At 64.9% G+C, this 18907-nt stretch carries 20 protein-coding genes and 1 tRNA gene; 9 read left to right on the forward strand and 12 right to left on the reverse strand.

The features are described 5' to 3' along the window. Nucleotides 1-17: 17 nt before the first annotated feature. Nucleotides 18-839: an alpha/beta fold hydrolase gene (locus tag ABIE08_RS02695; RefSeq protein WP_354548569.1), complete on the reverse strand. Its 822-nt coding sequence runs from the start codon at nucleotides 837-839 to the stop codon at nucleotides 18-20. Nucleotides 840-1031: 192 nt separating this feature from the next. On the opposite strand from ABIE08_RS02695, the gene ABIE08_RS02700 reads away from it, so the two are divergent. The 5 genes from ABIE08_RS02700 to ABIE08_RS02720 all read left to right on the forward strand — a co-directional run bounded on the left by ABIE08_RS02700 (nucleotide 1032) and on the right by ABIE08_RS02720 (nucleotide 5749). Beyond that, nucleotides 1032-2279 (forward strand): ABC transporter substrate-binding protein, encoded by a 1248-nt coding sequence (locus ABIE08_RS02700; RefSeq protein WP_354548571.1) that lies wholly within the window; start codon nucleotides 1032-1034, stop codon nucleotides 2277-2279. A 3-nt stretch (nucleotides 2280-2282) separates the two neighbouring features. After that, nucleotides 2283-3020, forward strand: a complete 738-nt coding sequence (locus tag ABIE08_RS02705) for an ABC transporter ATP-binding protein (protein WP_354548572.1) — start codon at nucleotides 2283-2285, stop codon at nucleotides 3018-3020. Beyond that, entirely contained in the window at nucleotides 3017-3736 is a 720-nt protein-coding gene (locus tag ABIE08_RS02710; RefSeq protein ID WP_266331943.1) for an ABC transporter ATP-binding protein, read from the forward strand. Before ABIE08_RS02705 ends, ABIE08_RS02710 begins: the two co-directional genes overlap by 4 nt. A 112-nt stretch (nucleotides 3737-3848) precedes the next feature. Beyond that, nucleotides 3849-4727: a branched-chain amino acid ABC transporter permease gene (locus tag ABIE08_RS02715; protein ID WP_354548574.1), complete on the forward strand. Its 879-nt coding sequence runs from the start codon at nucleotides 3849-3851 to the stop codon at nucleotides 4725-4727. Further along, nucleotides 4724-5749, forward strand: a complete 1026-nt coding sequence (locus ABIE08_RS02720; protein ID WP_354548576.1) for a branched-chain amino acid ABC transporter permease — start codon at nucleotides 4724-4726, stop codon at nucleotides 5747-5749. The genes ABIE08_RS02715 and ABIE08_RS02720 overlap by 4 nt, the downstream gene beginning before the upstream one ends. A gap of 23 nt (nucleotides 5750-5772) precedes the next feature. Here the strand turns inward: ABIE08_RS02720 and ABIE08_RS02725 are convergent, their stop codons facing one another. The 6 genes from ABIE08_RS02725 to ABIE08_RS02750 all read right to left on the reverse strand — a co-directional run bounded on the left by ABIE08_RS02725 (nucleotide 5773) and on the right by ABIE08_RS02750 (nucleotide 12066). Then, complete coding sequence (locus ABIE08_RS02725) at nucleotides 5773-7089, reverse strand: M20 family metallopeptidase (protein ID WP_354548577.1); 1317 nt, start codon at nucleotides 7087-7089, stop codon at nucleotides 5773-5775. 54 nt (nucleotides 7090-7143) lie between these two features. Further along, the gene (locus tag ABIE08_RS02730; RefSeq protein ID WP_354548579.1) at nucleotides 7144-7908 is read right to left on the reverse strand and encodes an N-formylglutamate amidohydrolase; all 765 of its coding nucleotides are present in this window, start codon (nucleotides 7906-7908) and stop codon (nucleotides 7144-7146) included. 2 nt (nucleotides 7909-7910) lie between these two features. Further along, nucleotides 7911-9239 (reverse strand): glutamine synthetase family protein, encoded by a 1329-nt coding sequence (locus ABIE08_RS02735; protein ID WP_354548581.1) that lies wholly within the window; start codon nucleotides 9237-9239, stop codon nucleotides 7911-7913. Then, nucleotides 9236-9883, reverse strand: a complete 648-nt coding sequence (locus ABIE08_RS02740) for a cysteine hydrolase family protein (protein ID WP_354548583.1) — start codon at nucleotides 9881-9883, stop codon at nucleotides 9236-9238. Before ABIE08_RS02740 ends, ABIE08_RS02735 begins: the two co-directional genes overlap by 4 nt. After that, entirely contained in the window at nucleotides 9880-10830 is a 951-nt protein-coding gene (locus ABIE08_RS02745) for a MurR/RpiR family transcriptional regulator (protein ID WP_354548584.1), read from the reverse strand. Before ABIE08_RS02745 ends, ABIE08_RS02740 begins: the two co-directional genes overlap by 4 nt. Nucleotides 10831-10944: 114 nt before the next feature. Beyond that, complete coding sequence (locus tag ABIE08_RS02750; RefSeq protein ID WP_354548586.1) at nucleotides 10945-12066, reverse strand: AI-2E family transporter; 1122 nt, start codon at nucleotides 12064-12066, stop codon at nucleotides 10945-10947. A gap of 466 nt (nucleotides 12067-12532) precedes the next feature. Between ABIE08_RS02750 and ABIE08_RS02755 the strand changes: the two genes are divergently transcribed. Beyond that, a complete protein-coding gene (locus ABIE08_RS02755; RefSeq protein WP_354548588.1) occupies nucleotides 12533-12730 on the forward strand; it encodes a DUF2934 domain-containing protein in 198 nt (65 codons plus the stop codon). Between the two features lie 35 nt (nucleotides 12731-12765). Here the strand turns inward: ABIE08_RS02755 and ABIE08_RS02760 are convergent, their stop codons facing one another. After that, nucleotides 12766-14175, reverse strand: coding sequence for an MFS transporter (locus ABIE08_RS02760; protein ID WP_354548589.1), 1410 nt, complete (start codon nucleotides 14173-14175; stop codon nucleotides 12766-12768). Nucleotides 14176-14246: 71 nt separating this feature from the next. Here ABIE08_RS02760 and ABIE08_RS02765 point away from each other — a divergent pair, with 71 nt between their 5' ends. Further along, the gene (locus tag ABIE08_RS02765; protein WP_354548591.1) at nucleotides 14247-14663 is read left to right on the forward strand and encodes a helix-turn-helix domain-containing protein; all 417 of its coding nucleotides are present in this window, start codon (nucleotides 14247-14249) and stop codon (nucleotides 14661-14663) included. 129 nt (nucleotides 14664-14792) lie between these two features. Here ABIE08_RS02765 and ABIE08_RS02770 read toward each other — a convergent pair. From ABIE08_RS02770 to ABIE08_RS02780, 3 genes are all read right to left on the reverse strand, one after another. Then, nucleotides 14793-14885 (reverse strand) — tRNA-Ser (locus ABIE08_RS02770). Between the two features lie 191 nt (nucleotides 14886-15076). Then, complete coding sequence (locus ABIE08_RS02775; RefSeq protein ID WP_354548592.1) at nucleotides 15077-15265, reverse strand: hypothetical protein; 189 nt, start codon at nucleotides 15263-15265, stop codon at nucleotides 15077-15079. A 63-nt stretch (nucleotides 15266-15328) separates the two neighbouring features. After that, nucleotides 15329-15700 (reverse strand): DUF971 domain-containing protein, encoded by a 372-nt coding sequence (locus ABIE08_RS02780; protein WP_354548594.1) that lies wholly within the window; start codon nucleotides 15698-15700, stop codon nucleotides 15329-15331. A 155-nt stretch (nucleotides 15701-15855) separates the two neighbouring features. Here ABIE08_RS02780 and moaA point away from each other — a divergent pair, with 155 nt between their 5' ends. Next, nucleotides 15856-16884: a GTP 3',8-cyclase MoaA gene (moaA, locus tag ABIE08_RS02785; protein WP_354548596.1), complete on the forward strand. Its 1029-nt coding sequence runs from the start codon at nucleotides 15856-15858 to the stop codon at nucleotides 16882-16884. A gap of 214 nt (nucleotides 16885-17098) precedes the next feature. After that, nucleotides 17099-18004: a DMT family transporter gene (locus tag ABIE08_RS02790; RefSeq protein ID WP_354548598.1), complete on the forward strand. Its 906-nt coding sequence runs from the start codon at nucleotides 17099-17101 to the stop codon at nucleotides 18002-18004. Here the strand turns inward: ABIE08_RS02790 and ABIE08_RS02795 are convergent. Then, nucleotides 17985-18866, reverse strand: a complete 882-nt coding sequence (locus ABIE08_RS02795) for a nitroreductase family protein (protein WP_354548599.1) — start codon at nucleotides 18864-18866, stop codon at nucleotides 17985-17987. The genes ABIE08_RS02790 and ABIE08_RS02795 overlap by 20 nt on opposite strands. Nucleotides 18867-18907 lie beyond the last annotated feature (41 nt).

Below are 18907 nucleotides of genomic sequence, written 5' to 3' on the forward strand. Positions count from 1 at the left end.
CCGCCGTGAGCTCGCGATCAGGCGCGGTCGTCGACGCTTTCGAGGAAGCGCGCGAAGATCGGGTCGAAGCGGTCTGGGGCATCCCAGAAAGGCGCGTGGCCGGAATTGTCCAACTCGTGCGCCTTGCCTTCCCAGAGATTGGAATAGGTCACGTTGGCGACGAACTCCGTGTTGACGAAGGGTTCGTCGAGCCCGTTCAGGACGGCGATCGGCGGCGTCGGGCCGCCGACGATGGCGCTCTGGTCGCGGCCGGTTCCCGCCGCGAAGCTCTCGAACATCAGCCGGCGGGCGCGGCCATCGGTGCGGGCGACCGTGTCGAGCAGGAAGGATTCAAACGGCTCGCCGCACGTGCTGCGCGCATAGGCTTCGACATCGGCGTCGCTGAAGTCTTGCTTGCCGGCGAGGCCCATATGTTCGCTCGGCTTGAAGCCGAGTCCGACCTCGGCCGCCGAGACCGGCGGCGTGCCGGTGATCATCAGGCCGAGCAAGCCGGGATAGCGGTCGATCATTTCCAGGCCGATATGGCCGCCCAGCGACCAGCCGAAGACGATCGCCTTCTCGATGCCGAGCAGGCCGAGAAACTCGGTCATCGCGTCGGCATAGCCTTCCATCGAATAGGAGCGCTTCGGATCGATCGCGTCGGACGAGGCGCCATGGCCGGGCAGGTCCGGCGCGATAATGCGATAGCGCTCGCCCAGCGGCCCGTTCATCTGGTTGCGGAAGACGGCGCCGGACGACGAATTGCCATGGATGAGAAGCACGGCGGTGCCGGTTCCGGAGGTCTCGCGATAGGCGATGTCGCCATGGCTGGTCTGGATCGTGCTGGTAGGGATCGTCATCCGGATCTCCGCAAAGAATCTGCCGGTTTCAGCGGCATCTGCACAAGGGCGCGGCATGAAGATTTCGCTTGTGGCACCAGCGTCTTCAGGCAGCTCAAGACTGTGAAACTATCTTTTCAAAAGAAGCTGCATATGCGTAGATTGTCAATTATCGCACGCAAGTGCACAGGTCGAATAAGAGGGGTCGCGACCATGGTTTCCCATTCCAAGACAAGCCGCCTGCGAAAGGTCATCCTGGGCACGGCGATGGCGACGATCTTCGCAAGCGCGCCGGCCTTCGCCGACGTCGTCAAGCTCGGCCTGCTCGCGCCGCTGACCGGTCCCGCCGCGGCGGATGGTCAGGAATACCAGCGCGGTGCGCAGATGGCGATCGACGAGGTCAACGCAGCCGGCGGTATCAACGGTCATACGTTCGAGCTCGCGATCGGCGACGTGAAGGACCAGTCGGCCAGCAACGTCACCAGCGCCGTCGAGCGCCTGCTGGGCGATCCGGACGTGCACTTCATGATGACCGGCTACGCCAGTCTCTCGAATTTCGAGATCGACAACATGGCCGAAGCCGAGATGCCCTATATGCTGGCGGCGACGTCGCAGCAGACCAAGGACATCATCGCGCCGGCGCCGGACAAGTATGGCTGCTGCTGGTCCCTGACGCCCTCCTTCGACGCCTACAACACGGATGTGACCTCGTTCGCCGAGAAGTTGGCGGCCGATGGCAAGATCTCGCTGCCGACCAAGAAGGTCGCGATCATCTCGTCCGACAACGCCTATTCGAAGACGATCTCGGAAGGCATGAAGAAGACCTTCACCGAGAAGGGCTGGACGATCACGGTCGACGAGATCGTGCCGTTCGGCGAAGTGACCGATTGGCGTTCGATCCTCGCCAAGGTCCGTGAGAATGTTCCGGACCTGATCATCAATACCGATTACCTGCCCGGCAATTCGGCCTCGTTCCTGAACCAGTTCCTGGAGCAGCCGACCAAGAGCCTGGTCTTCCTGCAGTATGCGCCGAGCGTGCCGGAGTTCGTCCAGCTGACCGGCAAGAACTCCAACGGCGTGATCTACAACCTGCTGGGCGGCGCGCTGACGACGCCGAAGAACCCGCGCGCGGCCGAGGTCGCCGGCAAGTTCAAGGCCAAGTTCGGCGTCGAGAGCGGCACCTATGGCGTCGGTCTCTACGAGATCGCCAATGTCTATTTCGACGCGCTGAAGAAGGTTGGCGACCCGTCCGACCACGCCGGAATCATGAAGGCGCTGGGCGAGACCGACAAGCAGACCGCGCAGGGCCGCCTGAAGTTCGATCCGGCCACCCACCTGGCGATGCAGGGCGACGACTATATCCCAATCACCTTCTTCCAGATCTGGGATGGCGAACGCACCCTGATTTCGCCCGCTGCCTACGCAACCGGCGAATTCAAGATCCAGCCCTGGATGAAGTAGGCGATGGCTCTTCTAGAGCTGGATGGCGTGTCGAAGGCTTTTGGTTCGCTGAAAGCCGTCGACGGCGTCTCTTTTCAGGTGCAGGCCGGCGAGATCTTCGGGGTCGCCGGCCCGAATGGCAGCGGCAAGAGCACGCTGTTCAATGTCATCACCGGCATACCGTTCGGCCCCGACAAGGGCCGGATACGGTTTGACGGCACCGATATCCATAGGAAGTCCGGCAACGACATCGCCCGGCTCGGGCTGGCGCGGACGTTCCAGCGCGAGACGAGCTTCGACGGTCTGACCGTGTTCGAGAACGCCGTTATCGGCGCCGGATATGGCGGCCCGGCCCGCAAGTCGGTGGCCGTGCGCGAGGCAGCGGCCGAGGCGCTCGAATTCGTGGGTCTGGGGCCTGCGCAGTTCGGCCGGCTGGCGGGCGAGCTTTCGGTGTTCGATCGCAAATGCCTGATGCTCGCCACCGCGATCGCGATGGAGCCCCGCATGCTTCTTCTCGACGAGCCCGCTTCGAGCCTGACCAAGCCGGAGATCGAGACCTCGATCGGTCTCATCCGGCGCATTGCCGGGCGCGGCATCACCATCGTCCTGATCGAGCACGTCCTGACCTTCCTGATGAGCCTCTCGCAGCATCTCCTTGTTCTGAATCAGGGAACCGTTCTGGCGGCGGGCGACCCGAAGACGGTCATTTCCGATCCCCGCGTGGTCGAAGCCTATCTGGGCACCCGGAGGCCCGACGCGTGAGCAATCCCATCCTTTCCATCGAAGGCGTCACCGCCGGCTATGGCCGCGTCACGGTGCTGCGCGACATCACGCTGGAAGCCGGCCGCTTTGGCAATGTCGGTCTGTTTGGCCCGAATGGCCATGGCAAGACGACGCTGCTCCGGGTCGTGTCGGGCCTGCTGAAGCCGCAATCCGGCCGCGTCGTCTTTGACGGCGTCGACATCGCCGGCGAGAGCGCCCGCAGCATCGTTGCCCGTGGCCTCATCCATGTGCCGCAGGGCAACCGGCTGTTTCCGGATCTCTCGATCGGCGATTGCATGGCGCTCGGCGCCTTCTCGCCGCATGCCCGTCCGCATGAGGAAGAGAACCGCGAGAAGGTCGTGAAGCTCTTCCCCAAGCTCGCCGAGCGCTGGCGCCAGAAGGTGCGGACGCTTTCGGGCGGCGAACGGCAGATGGTGTCGATCGGAACCGCGTTGATGAGCCATCCGCGCCTGCTGATCCTCGACGAGCCGACCCTCGGCCTCGCGCCCAAGATCAAGGACGAGCTCTGCGCCTCGGTTCTGGAGATCTCGCGCGGTGGCGTGCCGCTGATCGTCGTCGAGCAGGACATCGAGTTCCTGCTGGAGCTCAGCCAGCAGCTCTACCTGATCGACCACGGCGCGGTATCGACCGAAATCAAGCCGGGCGAAAAGAGCCTCGGTCATGAAGAGATCATGTCGATGTATTTCGGCCATTGAGGGCACCGATGCAGACTGCAAGCGCATCGCGTGACATTCGCTTTCCTCGCTCCCCGGTGGTGCCACCGGCGCGGCAGATCCCGGCCTTCGCGCCGACAGAAGGGGCTCCGGCATGAGCAGCGCATTCGCCGATATCGCCTTTGGCGGCCTGTTCCAGGGCTCTCTCTACGCGATGATGGCGGTGGGACTGGCGCTGGTGTGGACCACCATCGGCGTGTTCAATTTCAGCCATGGCGTCTTGATGATGCTGGGCGCCTATGTCGCCTGGCAGCTGATCGAGATCGGCCTGCCGGCCTGGGCGGCGTTTCCGCTGGCGATCGTCGTCCTGGGCGGCGTCGGCTGGCTTCTGCAGGCGAGCGTGGTGCGCCCGCTGATCGGCCGGCCCAACATCGTGCTGGTCGTCGTCATCACGACGTTGGCTGCGGGCTCGCTGATCGAGAACGGCGCGCTGACCTTCTGGGGCCCGCGCTCCAAGCAGTTGCCGAGCCTGATCTCCGGTAATGCGACCATTGGCGGCGTCGGCGTCTCGCTGCACCAGATCGCCATCATCGTCATCACGCCGATCATCCTCGGCGCGCTCTGGCTGTTCCTGAACCGCACCCGGCTTGGTCTTGCCATGCGCGCCGTGGCCCAGAACGAGGATGCGAGCCATCTCGTCGGCCTCAACGTGACCGCGCTCTACGGTCTCGCCTTCGGCATTGCCGCGTCACTGGCCGGCCTCGCCGGCATCTTCATCGGCGGCTATCGCTTCATGTCGCCGGTGATGGGCAGCGATCCCTTGCTGAAGGCGCTGATCGTCGTTGTTTTCGGCGGCATCTCCAGCGTCTCGGGGCCGATCTTCGCCGCCTATCTGATCGGCTTCTTCGAGGCCGCCTGTAACTATTATTTCGGGCTCTACTGGACGCCCACGCTGCTGTTCGCCGTGCTCATCCTGATCCTGATGGTGCGCCCCGAAGGCATCTTCGCCAGCCGTTCCCGAGGACTCGCATGACCGACGCCGTCGCCCCCGCCATTCCGATCCGCGCCGTTCCCGTCTCCCCTGGCCGCACGCCGTGGAAGCAAGAGGCCATCGGTTTCGCCATCGCCCTACTGGTGCTGGCGCTGCTGCCCCTCGTCATCGGAGACACCTACAGCCGGCATGTGCTGATCATGGTGTTCATCTACGCCGTGGTCGCATCCAACTGGGACCTCAGCCTCGGCTATGGCGGCGTGTTCAATTTCGGCCATCTGGCGCTGTTCGGCATCGGCGTCTACGCCTACAGCCTGCTGACCAAGCTGGTCGGCCTCGATCCGTGGCTGGCACTGTTCGCCGGCGGCGTGATCGCAACCGTCGCCGCGGTGTTGGTGACCATTCCGATCCTGCGGCTGAAGGGCATCTACATCATCCTGGTGACGTTCGGCTTTGCGCAACTGGTGATGCAGATCGTCATCAGCCAGTCCGCGATCACCGGTGGCACGCAGGGCCTGGTGCGCGTGCCGGGGCTCTACTGGTTCGACCACAACATGATCCGCGACGGCAAGTTCGCCTATTTCTACATCGCGCTCGGCCTGCTGGTCGCCAGCACGATCTTCCTGCGCGTCTTCGTCCGCTCGCGGCTGGGAGCGGGCGTCGTTGCGCTGCGCGACAATGAGGAATACGCAATCAGCCGCGGCATGTCGCTGGTGCGCCAGCGCATGATCACGCTCGCCGCCAGCGCCTTCTTCACCGGCATGGCGGGCGCCTTCTACGCCGCCTACCAGCGCAATGCCTCGGTCGACGTATTCGGCATGAGCCTCGCCACGATCATCCTGTCGATGGTGCTGCTCGGCGGCGCGAGCACGATCTACGGCGCGATCATCGCGTCCTTCGTGCTGACGGTCTTTGGCGAGGCGATGGCCGATTTCGGCGCCTGGCGGCCGATGATCACGGCCTTGCTGATCATCGTCGTGATGCTCGTCTATCCGAGCGGCCTCGTCGGCATGATACGCGCCGGCTGGGGCGCCATCGCCGTGCGCATGAAGCGCACGGCCTGATTGCTGTCTTACTTAGTGCGGCGCTATCGGACGCCGCACCAGTCGATCACCGCCGCGGCGATGACCTTGGTAGCCTCGACCAGCGACTCGATCTCGACATACTCGTCGGCCCCGTGCAGGCCGTCGCCGGTGGGTCCGAAGATGACGCCATCGACGCCCGCGCCGGCATAGTGCGCCGCGTCGCAAACGGCGACGAAGCCCTGCACCTTGGTCGGGCTTCCCAACTGGTTACGGCGTGCTACCAGCGACTTAACAAGCGGATGCTCGACCGACGTGTTCATCGGCGGGAAATGCAGGCCGCCCAGTTCCCACTCGATCACCGGCGGATGCTCGCGCAGCCACGCATCCTGCTGTGCGAAGTGATGCACGAAGGCCTCGAAATCGCGGCGGTAGTCGGCCGAGGTCTCGTCCGGCAGGAACTTCATGTCGAGGTCGAGCACGGCGACATCCGGGATGATCGCCGGATTGCTCATCACCGTCGGCAGGCCGTTGGCGCCAAGCCCGGTGCCGCCATGCATGACGCCGATATTGATCGTGTTCATGCCGACAGGCAGCAGCGGATGCGACTTGGCGCGGGTCCGGTCCAGTTCGTACTGGCGAACGGCGGTGATGAAGCGTGCGGCGAGTTCAATGGCATTGACGCCATGCACCATCGCGCCCGGTTCCTGCCGCTGCGGATAGATCTCGTTGAAGCGGAAAGCCGAATGCGCGTTGCGACCGCGTATGGTGACGCGCGCCCATTCCAGCCCGCCCTCGACCGGCAGCACGTCGCCCCAGGTCGGCTCGGCGACGATCAGGCCCTTGGCGAGCTTGCCCTTGGCAACCGCATCCATGGCGCCGAAGCCGCCCGATTCCTCGTCGACCACGGCGTGGATGGCAAGGCGGCCTTCCAGCGTGATGCCAGCCTTGCGAATGGCGCGGGCGGCCGCGATGCAGGCGGCGAGGCCACTCTTCATGTCGATGGCGCCACGGCCATAGAGCTTGCCATCGGCGATCGCGCCGCCGAACGGGTCGACGGTCCAGTCCTTCTCATCGCCGACCGGCACGACGTCGATATGACCGCAGAGGATGAGGCTGCGTTCTTCCGTACCAGGCTTCTCTGCGACGAGGTTGGGCCGGCCGGGCAGGGCGTCCCACTGCTCGGTCGCGAAACCCTCGGCGGTCAGCACGCGATCAAGATGCGCCTGGACGTCGGCCTCGCGGTTGATGGCGGGGTCGAGGTGAAATTTCGGATTGACCGAGGGAATGCGGACGATGTCCTGCGTGAGGCCGATGACCCAATCGCGATCCGCCTCGATTTCCGCCTGTACCGCGGCGATAGCGGCTTCCTTATCCATCATGGTTCGTGCCCTTTCCCTGACATTCATCGGCGGCGTGCCCCCTCGGCGTGCCGCTCATTGCGTTGAAACGTCCTGCAGAACCCGCGTCATGCGTCGGGTCCAGTCCGCGATCCCGGCCGCGTCCGAGATGAGGTCGTTGCGGATCTCGACCAGGATGGCGGGATTGCCGCGATCGGTGCCGAAGACGGGGATCGCGTAGTCCTCGTCGCGGTCGATGACGTAAGGGACATTGGCGCCGACCACCAAGGCCGGGTCCTGCGCCAGCGCCGCCATGGTCGCCTCGGCGAAATCGGCCGATTGATCGAACAGGATGCCGACATGCCAGGGGCGAGCGACGCCGAGATAGACCGGCGTGAAGCTGTGAATCGCGATGATCCGCGTCGGCAGGCCCGCCGCCTCGCGCGCGTCGAGTCGGGCCGTGATCCGGTCGTGGAATGGATCGAACACCCGCTCGCGACGCCGCAGGAACTCGGCCTCGGTCAGATCGACATTGCCGGGGATCGAAGTGGCTTCCGACCGCACCGGCATGCTGGACAGGCAGCCGAAGGGGCGGTTCAGGTCGACGAGGAGCCGCGAATAGGTGCCCAGGAAAGCGGGCGCGCCCAGCGCTTCGGCAAGCCCCCGCGTCACGGCGGCGGCGCCAACATCCCAGGCGATGTGGCGCTCCAGATCATCCTCGGTGACGCCAAGACGGTCATATTCCGCCGGGATGTGGTTGGCGGCGTGCTCGCAGATCAGCACGATCTCGCAGTCGCTGTCCTCGTTGAGAACTTCGATCGGCTCGGGCCAGTCGGCCGACGAAACGGATTGGGTATCCACGCTCAGTACCGCGCTCCGAAGGCGGCGCAGACCGCTTCCCGCGACAGCCCCTCCATCAGGCCGATCTCCGCCTGCTTCATGACGAGGATGCTCTGCAGCAGCTTCGGCGGCAGCCAGTTCGACAGCAGCGGGTCCGCCTTCAAGGCCTCCAGCGCTTCGGGCAGCGTCTCCGGCAAGCGGTGCAAGCCCTTGGACTGACGTTCGCTTTCGCTCATCAGCGTCGGGTCGCCAATGACGATCGGCGGTGTCGGCAAGACCTCGCGAAGGCCCGCGAGACCGGCCCAGACGATGGCCGCCATGGCGAGATATGGATTGGCCGTGGCGTCGGCGGCGCGATATTCGACATTGAACTGGCCCGAGGGATCGCGCCCGCCCCTCGTCACGACCGGGCAGATGCGCAGCGTCGCCTCGCGATCGCGGTCGCCCAGCCAGGTGAAGGACGAACTCCAGTTGTGCGGCGCCAGCCGGTAGTAGGACGGCACGCTGGGCGCGGTCAGCGCGGTCAGCCCCCGCAGGTGGCGAACGATGCCGGCACAAAAGCTTCCAGCCGCCGTCGAGAGGCCGCCGGGATTGGCCGCGTCATAGGTCGCGGGCTTGCTCGAGGCGTCGACAAGGCTGAAATGGATATGGACGCCGTTGCCGACCTCGTTCGGCGCGGGCTTCGGCGCGAAGCTGGCGCGGCTGCCCAGGCATCGTGCGATCTCCCGCGTGATCTCGCGGATCGCGACGGCCCGGTCGGCGGCGGTCAACGGGTCGGTGGGCGCATGCGTCACCTCGAACTGGTCTGCGCCATATTCGGCCAGCACCATTTCGGGTTCGACGCCGGCTTCCTCCAGCGCGGCGACGAGGCGAGGCACGAACGGGTCGGCGCTGCGCAGCGCCTCGAACGAGAAGGCGTGCAGCGGCGCCGTCTCCCTGGCCTCGGCCGGCTGGAGCTTGAACTCTTGCTCGAAGGTAGCCTTCAGCGTGAAGCCGGTCTCGGCCTTCAGCGTCGCCAGGGCGTCGCGGAGCAGCGTCCGGGTGCAGGCGCTCCAGGCCGAACCGTCGAGTTCGATGATGTCGCCCATCACCATGTCGAACGGAGTTTCGGCACCCGTCGCCGTGGTGCGATAGCGGGCTCCCAGATCCGGCAGGATGCGCAGATCGCCGGAGGAGCCCCAGGGGTTCGGATCGGCGATCGTGTTGAAGGCGGTCAGGCAGACATTGGCCGGAACCCAGCCCACGCCGGTCTCGGCTGTCTTTTCGAGCCGTGCGGCCGTGACGGGGCGGCCGCGCGTGACCGCGGCAAGATCGGTGGTGACGACGCTGACGAGCGAAGGAATTTCGCTCACTTGGCGCCGCCCAGCGCTTCGAATCGGGCCGCGACCGTGGCGGTGTCGGAAACCCAGCAATAGCCGCCGAAGGCCTTCAGCGCATTGGCATGGCGTTCCGGCGTCGGGGCCGCGCAGGCATCGGAGACGCAGGTGACGAGGAAGCCGCGATCGGCACCGTCGCGAACCGTCATGTCCACGCACTGGTCGGTGAGAATGCCGGCGACGACCAGATGGCGGATGCCGAGATTGCGCAGCAGATAGTCGATATTGGTCGAGTTGAAGATGCCCGATGAGGTCTTCGGGATCAGGATCTCGTCGCCGATCGGGGCTACCTCGGGCACGGGCAGGCCGGCGGGGGAACTCGGCGGGATGTGGATCGGCGTCAGCTTGTGGTCGAGCGAGCGATCGCGTCCATCCTCGGTAAGGCTCTGTATGATGGTGTGCAGCACCTCGACGCCCGAGGCCCGCGCCGTCGCCAGCAGGCGCTGCTGGTTCGGGATCACCGTCTCGCGCGTCTGGCGATAGAAATAATGGTCGGGCCCCCAATCCGCATGGTCGGGATCCAGGCCCGGCTCCAGCCAGATGCGCTGCATGTCGACGAGGAGAAGAGCGGTCTCGTTGCGCCGGAAGGGCTCGTCGCGGCGCGGCAAGGGTGACGTCATGGCGTGGATTTCTTTCTGGCTTTGGCGGATCTGGGTTTGGCCGAAATGGGTGCTGCGCTGTCGCTGGCAGCGGCAGGGTCTGGCGTCTCGGGAATATCGAGCGTAACGGCGTTGGCCCGGCGGATTGCCTCGATTTCCTCGATGCGTCGACGGGCGGGCTGGCCGCGGCTTTCGAGGGCGTGGGCGCATATCGCCTCGACCTGGGCGACGGCGGTCGTCAACGTGTCGAAGGGCGAAAGGGCGTCCGTGGTCGCGACCATGGTGAGGGTCGCGATGTCGGCAATTGGCGAATGCGACGGGTCGGTGAACAGGAGGATTTCGACACCGTGCCGGTGGGCCTGCTGCGCGAAATCGACGACGTCGGACTGATAGCGGCGGTAGTCGAACACGACGAGCAGATCGCGCTTGCCCATGTCGATCAGCAGGTCGAAATCCGCCGGCGTCAATGCGCCGAGATCCCGAATGCCGGGCCGCAACTGGATCAGGTGAGCGGCCAGCATCGAGGCGACGTGGCGGCTGAAGCGCCCGCCCAGCAGATAGACCTGACCCTTGCACTCCAGCAGCATCTGGACGGCGCGCACATAGGATTGCGACGGTACGGCGGTCTTGGTGCGCTCGAGACTGTCGGCGATGGAATGGAAATAGGCGAGGGCGGGAGCCACCTCGCCCGAGGGCGGCGGCCGCTTCACTTCCAGCATGAGCAGCGGAGACAGGAGCCGGGCCTCGACTTCGGCCAAGAGCTTCGACTGGAACTCGGCAAAGCCGCTATAGCCGAGCTTGATCATCAGGCGCGTGACGGTCGGATCGCTCACGCCGGCGCGGCTGGCCAGACGCGTGGCGGTGCCCAATCCCGACATCGGATAATCGTCCAAAAGTGCCTGGACGATCTTCGATTCCGCCGAGGTGAGGACCAGGCTCGTATTGGCGAGATCTTCGCGGATCGACATCGCTCCACCTCTGCTCGACGACTGATAAATGTCTTACAAAGTTTGGGATTGATGTCAATTTTGGAGGCGAGATTACAGACGCGAGGTTGGGGCCCTCCGGCGCCCTGCAATGCCCTATAGCGGTTCGACGGGCGCCTGGATCTCCGACCGCATTTCGGCCTGGGCAATCTTCACCGATGGTTGCGGCGGGTCGATCGCCTCGATATCCCGCACCCATTCGCGCCAGATCGCCACCAGCAGCGCCATCAGCACAGGGCCAATGAAAAGGCCGAGGAAGCCCAGCGTCTTGACGCCGCCGACCAAGCCGAAAATCGTCGGCAGGAACGGCAGCTTGATCGGACCCCCGACCAGCTTGGGGCGCAGCGTCTTGTCGACGATGAACAGTTCCACCGTTCCCCAGACGAACAGGCTGATGCCAGCCACGATCGATCCGCTCGCCGCGAGATAGATCGACACCAGCGTCATCGCCAGCGGCGCACCGCCGGGGATCAGCGCCATCATGCCGGTGATGACGCCAAGCGTGATCGGCGAGGGGGCGCCGGCGATCCAGTAGGCGAAACCGAGCACGATTCCCTCGCCGATCGCGATCAGGGTCATGCCGGTGACGGTGGCGCTGATCGTCGCCGGGACGACGCGGGAGATCCGCTCCCAGCGCATGGGAATGATCCGCTCGCCGATCAGGTCGATCTTGGCGACGAACAGCTCGCCGTCGCGAAAGACGAAGAACAGCGTGATCAGCATGAAGATGAGGGTGAGCAGCAGGCCGAACAGGCCGCCACCGGCGGCCAGAACCGCGCGGTAGATGTTGCCGATATTGGCGCCGCTGATCGCATAGATCATTTCGCCGATGGCGCCGGGGCGGCCGACATATTCGGCCCAGCGGACGGAGAGCCACTCGCCGATGCCGGGGATGTTGGCCATCCAGGCCGGCACGTCGGATCCGAAGCGGTTGGTCTGGATCGCCCAGGCCGAAAGGCCGCGAACCTCGTCAATGGCATACCAGGCCGCAATGGCGATCGGGACTATCAGGAACAGGGTGAAGAGGGCCAGCGCGACCGTGGCGGCTACCGTCCGGTTGCCACCCGTGAAATCCACGATGCGCCGATAGATCGGCCAGCCGGCAAAGGCGATGACCAGGGCGGCCAGGACCGGAACGACAAAGCTGTGAAAGAAATAGATTCCGGCAATGCCGATGAGAATCACAAGCCAGCGGGCTGCCGAAAGCGGGGCAATCAAGCCGGATCGGGACGATCCTGCAGCGCCAAGTAGACGCGGCTCGCGCGTCGGCAAGGGTGGTTCCGCAGGGATTCTCACGTCTGCCAAGTCAAGTTCTCCAATGGGTTAGCACATATGACACGGAATGCCGGAGGGGCTCGATCCTGCCGAATGCGGAAACCACGGTCAGTGTGGCGGATGCGGCTGCCCATGCCAACGCATACCGCCCTGCATTTTTAGGGCTTTCCGTGCCGGAAGTGGAATGGCCCATCGTCGCAGCGCCCGTGCCTGGCGAAACGTCGGCCCGAGCGTGCTCGATCGTCAGAGTGGAAACCCTTATTCGCAGTCTAGAGCCGGGATTTGAACGGATTGCGACGAACGGACGGGAAGGGGCGGCCTTACCGCTCCATGTATAGAGGGGCGGAACCCCGTATCGCTCGATGTGTTGAATGCGGGAACGCCCCGCCCGCCCAGAAGGAGAACAAGAATGACCCAGCTCACCGAGCAGCAGATTGCGGACGAAGCCCACCGGTTGTGGCTTGCCGAGGGAAGCCCGGAGGGCCGCGCCGCCAGTCACTGGCAGCAGGCGATCGAAAATCTGAAAGCGGCGTCACAGGCTCCCAAGAGCCAGAGCGAGGTCGCCGGCGAAAACATGCCGCCGGAGAAGATCGCCTCCGAGCTCTAAACCGGCCTGCGACCGGCTGGATGTTTTCAGGGCGTTCAGGTCGCGGCTTGCTTGGCCGCGGCAGGCTGCGCCCAGATCCAGACGGCCAGCAGCAGCGCCACTGACGTCATGCCAGCGGCGACGACAAAGGTTGCCGCGAACGCATGGCCGATTCCATCGGCTGGTGCGTTCGCGATCGGCTCGATACCGACCAAGCCGGCAAACAGCGTCGCCATGACGGAAGCGCCCGTCATGAAACCAAGATTGCGCGAGAGCCCCAGCAAGCCGGACAGCATGCCGCGCTGCTGATCCGGGGCGAACAGCATGACACCCGTGTTGTTGGCGGCGAGGAAGAGCTGGTATCCCGGCGTCAGCAGCACCAAGGCAATGGCATAGCCCGCTATTTCGAAAGCAAGAGGCAGCAGCGCGAGAGAGACAAGACCGATCGTCATCTGGGCCAGCCCCGCCACGAGCATTCTGGGAGCGCCGAAGCGATCCGTCAGGCGGCCGGCGGGAATGCCGGCCAAGGCGGACGTAACCGGCCCCACGGCCATGACAAGCCCGACGGCGGCGGCGTTTAGGTGCAAGCCGAACCCCAGGAAGAACGGGCCGACGACCAGCGTCGACATCATGGCCGTGCTGGCAATCCCGTTCATCGCGAGGGAGGCGCTGATCTCCCGCTTGCGCAGCATCGCAACCGAGACAAGAGGTGCCGACGTTCTCGTCTCGATCCGGACGAACAGCGCAAGGCCAATCACCGCGATCAGCAGATAAAGGCTCGCGGTTCCGGCAACGCCGGCCCTTCCTCCGGCCGTCGCCAGCGAATAGGCGGTCAAGCTGAACGCGAGCAGGGCAGCACCGGGCCAGTCCAGGCTTGCGCCGACCTTCCCGACGCGAGCGGCCGGCGGCGAAATGGCGAGCAAGACCAATCCCAGCACCAGCACGGCAATTCCTGCGAGCGGCAGGAATACCGCCCGCCATCCCAAGGCCGCGACCAACAGGCCTCCCAGGGACGGGCCCAAGGCGGTTCCAACCGCCGACATCGTCCCGAGCAGTCCCATCGCCGCGCCGAGCTGTTCCTCTTTCACGGCATCGCGCGCGATGGACATCGGCAGCGCCATCAGGATGGCGCCCCCGACGCCCTGAGCGGCCCGAGCGGCGATCAGCACGCCCAGCGTCGGCGCGGTCGCGCAGGCAACAGAAGCAATAGCGAACAGCATAAGCCCGGAAAGCAGCACCTGGCGGTGACCGAACATATCGCCCAGGCGACCCGCCAGGACGATCGCGACGGTCGCGGCGATCAGATAGGCGAGCACCACCCATTGGATACTGGAAAGGGGCGCCGAGAAGGCCCGGCTGAGGGTTGGAAGCGCCACGGAGGTGATGCTGGCGCCGAGCGAGGCGAGCAGCATCGCCCCTGCCAGCGCTGCTTGCGTGGCCCATCTGTGGTTCGTCCGGTTCTTCATCACGGCATTCCTCTTGTCGTCTTCAGGGGCTGCCGTTAGGTTTGCCACTTCAAGTCAACTTGAGGTCAAGCGTGAATCTTCTCGATATTGGTGTCCTGGCGGAGAGAAGCGGCGTGCCGGCCTCGACGCTTCGCTATTACGAGGAAGTCGGCCTGATCGCCTCGGTGGCGCGCCGGGGCCTGCGGCGGCAGTTTGACCTGGGGACGCTGGACCAGCTTGCCGTAATCGCACTCGGGAAAAAGGCTGGTTTTTCGCTCGACGAGATCCGCGGGATGTTCGGCAAGGACGGCGCTCCCGAACTCTCGCGCACGGCCCTGCACGGACGGGTCGATCAGTTGGAGGATCAGATCCGCGAACTGACGACGCTTCGGAACGTGCTGCGGCACGTGGCGGAGTGCTCGGCCGAGTCCCACATGGCCTGTCCGAAATTCCAGCGACTGCTGAAGGAAGTAACGAAGGCGCCAAGGCAAGCCCGAAGGCCGAGATAGGACCGACGGGGCTGGATTGGACGTCGAGGCCGGATCGCGGATGGGGTGCCCAGCGTCTTGTGAAATGCTGCTCGACCGACGACGGCGCGCGAGCCGGGCCTGGGCAATTTCAAGGACTTAAAGGGGGAATGGCGGAGAGGAAGGGATTCGAACCCTCGAGACGGTTTTAAGCCGTCTACTCCCTTAGCAGGGGAGCGCCTTCGGCCACTCGGCCACCTCTCCGCCGCTGGGTCTAATGGAGAGGATCGCTTCAAACAAGGGGCTTTTCCATTTGCCCCAAGTTTCTTGCACGGATTCAGCAGATAGAGCGCTTAACCCATCCAGCCTCCGGAAGCGCGCATCTCGGCGCTTCGGCTCTTCTGGCGCCTCGCCTCGCATCGATAGAAACCGGCGCCATTTCGCGAGCCGCAGGGTTAGGAAAGCGCGTCGCGCTCGTTGTGCAGGGTCGCGAGCTGCTGTTTCAGGCCGGAAATCTCGTCGGCGAGTCGGGACTTCTCGGCAGAATTGGCGGTCGAGGCGGCCTGTTCGCCAAGCCTTTGCATCGTCTCGCGGATCGCGGCGATGCGTGCATCGATTTCGATCAGAAACTTGGCCTCGGTCATCGCATCTCTCCCAGCCTCAATGTCGCAATCCTAACGCGCTCGCGTCGAATAAGCTTCAGGGCCTCAGCGGCGACTGCGCGAGAGGCCCTTCTCCTGCAACTCGGCCAGATAGGTAGCCCAGAGCTTGTCGCGGTCGCGACCCAATTCCGCGAGATAGGTCCAGGTGAACAGGCCGGTATCGTGGCCGTCGTCGAAGTTCAGCCGGATGGCATAGTTGCCGACCGGGTTGATCGAGGCGATGGCGACATCGATCTTGCCCGGAACCGTTTGCTTCTGCGACTTGTTGTGACCCTGCACCTCGGCCGAAGGGCTGGTGACGCGGAGATATTCCGCCGCCAGTTCATAGCGGGCGCCGTCTTCGAAAGAGACGGTCAGGGTGCGCTTGTCGGGCGACAGGCGAATCTCGGTCGGCCACGGCGTGGATGCAGTATTCATGTTGGACCCCGACGGCCGTTCGGCCGTGAAAAACAAGGGCGGTCGTCACCCGACGTCCCGCTTTTGGCCGCTTGCCTTTGAAACGGCGCGGTATCTCGTCTACATAGCAGAGATCGCCGCCCCGATCCTAAAGAGGGGCGGTTTGAGGAATGCGCATGAACCAGATCGTGCCGCTCATGGCCGAGACGACGCCGATGGTCGATCCATTCGGCCGTTCCATCACCTATCTCCGCGTCTCGGTGACGGATCGGTGCGATTTCCGCTGTGTCTATTGCATGGCCGAGGACATGACGTTTCTGCCGAAGCGGGACGTGCTGTCGCTAGAGGAACTGGACCGGCTGTGCAGCGCGTTCATCGCGAAGGGCGTACGACGGCTGCGGCTGACCGGTGGCGAGCCGCTGGTTCGCCGCAACATCATGTCGCTGGTCCGCTCGCTCGGTCGCCATATCGAGAGCGGCCAGCTCGACGAACTGACTCTCACCACCAACGGCTCGCAGCTCGCGCGCTTTGCGTCCGAACTGGCGGATGCCGGCGTGCGCCGCATCAATGTTTCGATCGATACGCTGGACCCGGCTCGCTTCCGCGCGATCACGCGCTGGGGTGACCTCGACAAAGTCATGGCGGGCCTCGATGCCGCCCAGACGGCGGGTCTGAAGGTCAAGATCAACGCCGTCGCGCTCAAGGGCGTCAACGAGCATGAGATCGACGATCTCCTGCGTTTCGCGCATGGGCGCGGCATGGATCTCACGCTGATCGAAACGATGCCGCTCGGCGAGATCGAGGGCGATCGCACGGAGCAGTACCTGCCGCTTTCGACCGTCCGCGCGCGGCTCGAGGAGCAGTGGACGCTGACCGACATCCCCTACAAGACGGGCGGCCCCGCGCGTTATGTGGAAGTCGCCGAGACGGGCGGGCGGCTCGGCTTCATCACGCCGCTGACCCATAATTTCTGCGAGACCTGCAACCGGGTCCGCATCACCTGTACGGGCACCCTGTTCATGTGCCTCGGCCAGGAGGACGCGACCGACCTGCGCGCGCCGCTGCGCGCATCCGAGAACGACGCGCTGCTTTCCGCGGCGATCGATGAAGCGATCGGGCGCAAGCCCAAGGGCCATGATTTCATCATAGACCGCGATCATCGCCGCCCGGCGCTGGGTCGTCACATGAGCATGACCGGCGGGTAGTTTCGCCCGGATCGTTCGCTTTTATGTTGCGCTGCACACGGCGCGTTGCTGTCGGCTTTGCGCGTTTTTCTGTCTTTGCATGTATTTCGGACCGCCGGCGGCGTCGCTTCGGTTGCTTCGTGCCGGTTTATTGGTCAATCTTGCCAGGTCAGGCCCCAACCGCCCGACCCGGATCATCTGCGGCGCCGCGCTGCCGCGCATAGCCTGAAGTTCCATGCCCGCCCTGGCCGACAATTCTCGTGGCATCATCATGATGGTGCTTTCGAACCTTGCCTTCATCATCAACGACACCTGGATCAAGCTGGTCAGCGAGGGGCTCCCGACCGGGCAGATTCTCGTCATCCGGGGCTCGATCTCCTTTGCGCTGATCTGCCTGGTCGTTTTCGCGACGGGCACGCATCGGCAATGGCGCGCCGTCTGCAACAGCCTGGTGGCGTGGCGGACGGTCGGCGAGATCGGAGCGACGGTGCTCTATCTCTATGCGCTGTTCAACATGCCGATCGCCAATGTCTCGGCGATCGGACAGATCGTGCCGCTGATGACGACCGCGGCGGCGGCCGTCTTTCTGGCGGAGCCGGTCGGTTGGCGCAGGTGGACGGCGATCGCCGTCGGCTTTTTCGGCGTGCTGCTGATCATGCGGCCGAGCGTCTCCGGCTTCGACCTGTTCTCGCTGGCGGCATTGGGCTCGATGGGCTTCATCACGCTGCGCGATCTCGTCACGCGCGAAATGGCGCCGGGCGTGCCGACGCTGCTCGTGGTCGCGATCACGGCGGCCGCGATGACGGCTACAGGAGCCACCATGTCGCTGGCCGAGACCTGGCCGGTTCCGAACGCGCGGCAATGGACGATTCTGAGTGCCGCGTCGGTGTTGCTGCTGTTCGGCTACGGCACGTCGATCCTGGCGATGCGCTATGGCGCGATGGCCGTGGTCGCCCCGTTCCGATATTCCGGAATCCTGTTTGCCGTGATCCTCGGCTACATGGTCTGGGGCGACGTGCCGGACGTGCTGACGCTGGTCGGCACGCTCATTGTCGTGGCGACCGGCGTCTACACCTTCCGGCGCGAAATGCGGCTGGCGCGGATCGCCGAGCCGGCAGCCGTCAACCCGCCCAGTGGGTGACGATTGCGTTCAGGTCCGGACGCGCGCGGTCGGCAGGGCGTTCCGTCTGGCGGCCTAGATGGATGAACCCGGCGACGCGTTCTCCCGCCTGCACGCCCAGAATGGCGGCAGCCTCAGGATCGCGTCCCGGCCATTTCAGCAGCCATTGCGTGGCGTAGCCATGGGCTGACGCGGCAAGAATCAGGTTCATGCCGACGGCGCCGGAACCGAGGATCTGGTCCCATTCGGGAATGCGGGACGTCGGATCGGGCCGGCTGACAACGACGACCGTGACCGGGGCGCGCATCATGTAGAGCGTCCACATATCGCGCTTGGAATCGTCGAGGCCAGGATTGCGCGCGGCGTAGAGCGCATCGAAGCGCTGGCCGGAAAGCTGGCGGGCTTCGCCTTCGATGACGATGAATCGCCAGGGCGCCAGGCGGCCGTGATCGGGCGATCGCGCCGCGATCTTCAGGATGCGCTCGAGATGCTCAGGGGGAATCGGCATCGGGTCGAAGGCCCGCATCGGAACCGAGCGGCGGGTCTCCAGCTTGGCCAGCATGTTGGGCGAGAATTGCAGTTCGAAGGAGTCGTCGTAGATGGGAACGGCAGCCGTCGCCGGAGCGGCGTGGTGGGCAGGGCCCTGATCATTCATGGGGGGCAGGCTTTCGTCTTCGGTCGCGGTGACGTCGGAGAAATGCGCCCGGCAGGACGGATTTGCAAGGGAGCCGGGCGGTCCTGCGGCCTTACATTCCATGCGTGCGCGGCGAATTTCCCCGCCGCTGTGGCCCGGATTCGACAGCCAGCGAACGGAAAACCGGGGGGATGCGCCCCATAGGGGTGCATTCGGGAGCGCGATCAAATCGTTGTGAGCTTGCGCCATGTGGGCCGTGCGGCCACGGCGGGCAGGGACGAACGCAGGTT

The sequence above is a fragment of the Kaistia defluvii genome, assembly GCF_040548815.1.
Classification (GTDB): Bacteria; Pseudomonadota; Alphaproteobacteria; order Rhizobiales; family Kaistiaceae; genus Kaistia; species Kaistia defluvii_A.

Excerpts from the sequence above, each read along its gene's own strand:
- ABIE08_RS02745 (WP_354548584.1), bottom strand. The coding sequence starts at position 10,830 with ATGTCGATCCGCGAAGATCTCGCCAATACGAGCCTGGTCCTCACCTCG.
- ABIE08_RS02705 (WP_354548572.1), top strand. The coding sequence starts at position 2,283 with ATGGCTCTTCTAGAGCTGGATGGCGTGTCGAAGGCTTTTGGTTCGCTG.
- ABIE08_RS02795 (WP_354548599.1), bottom strand. The coding sequence starts at position 18,866 with ATGGCGCAAGCTCACAACGATTTGATCGCGCTCCCGAATGCACCCCTA.
- ABIE08_RS02725 (WP_354548577.1), bottom strand. The coding sequence starts at position 7,089 with ATGATGGATAAGGAAGCCGCTATCGCCGCGGTACAGGCGGAAATCGAG.
- ABIE08_RS02760 (WP_354548589.1), bottom strand. The coding sequence starts at position 14,175 with ATGAAGAACCGGACGAACCACAGATGGGCCACGCAAGCAGCGCTGGCA.
- ABIE08_RS02700 (WP_354548571.1), top strand. The coding sequence starts at position 1,032 with ATGGTTTCCCATTCCAAGACAAGCCGCCTGCGAAAGGTCATCCTGGGC.
- ABIE08_RS02715 (WP_354548574.1), top strand. The coding sequence starts at position 3,849 with ATGAGCAGCGCATTCGCCGATATCGCCTTTGGCGGCCTGTTCCAGGGC.
- ABIE08_RS02755 (WP_354548588.1), top strand. The coding sequence starts at position 12,533 with ATGACCCAGCTCACCGAGCAGCAGATTGCGGACGAAGCCCACCGGTTG.
- ABIE08_RS02740 (WP_354548583.1), bottom strand. The coding sequence starts at position 9,883 with ATGACGTCACCCTTGCCGCGCCGCGACGAGCCCTTCCGGCGCAACGAG.
- ABIE08_RS02695 (WP_354548569.1), bottom strand. The coding sequence starts at position 839 with ATGACGATCCCTACCAGCACGATCCAGACCAGCCATGGCGACATCGCC.
- ABIE08_RS02790 (WP_354548598.1), top strand. The coding sequence starts at position 17,099 with ATGCCCGCCCTGGCCGACAATTCTCGTGGCATCATCATGATGGTGCTT.
- ABIE08_RS02775 (WP_354548592.1), bottom strand. The coding sequence starts at position 15,265 with ATGACCGAGGCCAAGTTTCTGATCGAAATCGATGCACGCATCGCCGCG.
- ABIE08_RS02720 (WP_354548576.1), top strand. The coding sequence starts at position 4,724 with ATGACCGACGCCGTCGCCCCCGCCATTCCGATCCGCGCCGTTCCCGTC.
- ABIE08_RS02780 (WP_354548594.1), bottom strand. The coding sequence starts at position 15,700 with ATGAATACTGCATCCACGCCGTGGCCGACCGAGATTCGCCTGTCGCCC.
- moaA (WP_354548596.1), top strand. The coding sequence starts at position 15,856 with ATGAACCAGATCGTGCCGCTCATGGCCGAGACGACGCCGATGGTCGAT.